Annotated in this window: 1 pseudogene; it reads right to left on the reverse strand. The window is 57.9% G+C overall.

Features of this window, described 5'->3' with window-relative positions:
- Nucleotides 1–259 (reverse strand): annotated as a pseudogene (locus KMS84_RS40345) (methyltransferase family protein); the annotation flags it as partial.

The following is a 259-nucleotide window of genomic DNA, read 5'->3' on the forward strand; positions in this document are numbered from 1 at the left end:
GTACTGCGGATGGCGGATATGCGCATACGGGCCTGACACGGCGAGACCTTTGCGCTGCTGCGCGTGGTACAAGACATTCCAAGCGCTGGACAGTAAATAGAAGCCGAAGCCAAGGAAGACATAGCTGGCGATGTGCAGCACACCGAAGTGCGGATCGCCCTTCTCTCCGAGTAACGTCGACCACAGATGGCCGGTGTTGTGGGACAGTAGGTCGAGGCTCGGAAACTTCGTCTGAAGCCAGCCCGACATCAGGTAGATG

Source organism: Streptomyces hilarionis (genome assembly GCF_024539675.1).
In the GTDB taxonomy this organism is placed as follows: domain Bacteria; phylum Actinomycetota; class Actinomycetes; order Streptomycetales; family Streptomycetaceae; genus Streptomyces; species Streptomyces hilarionis.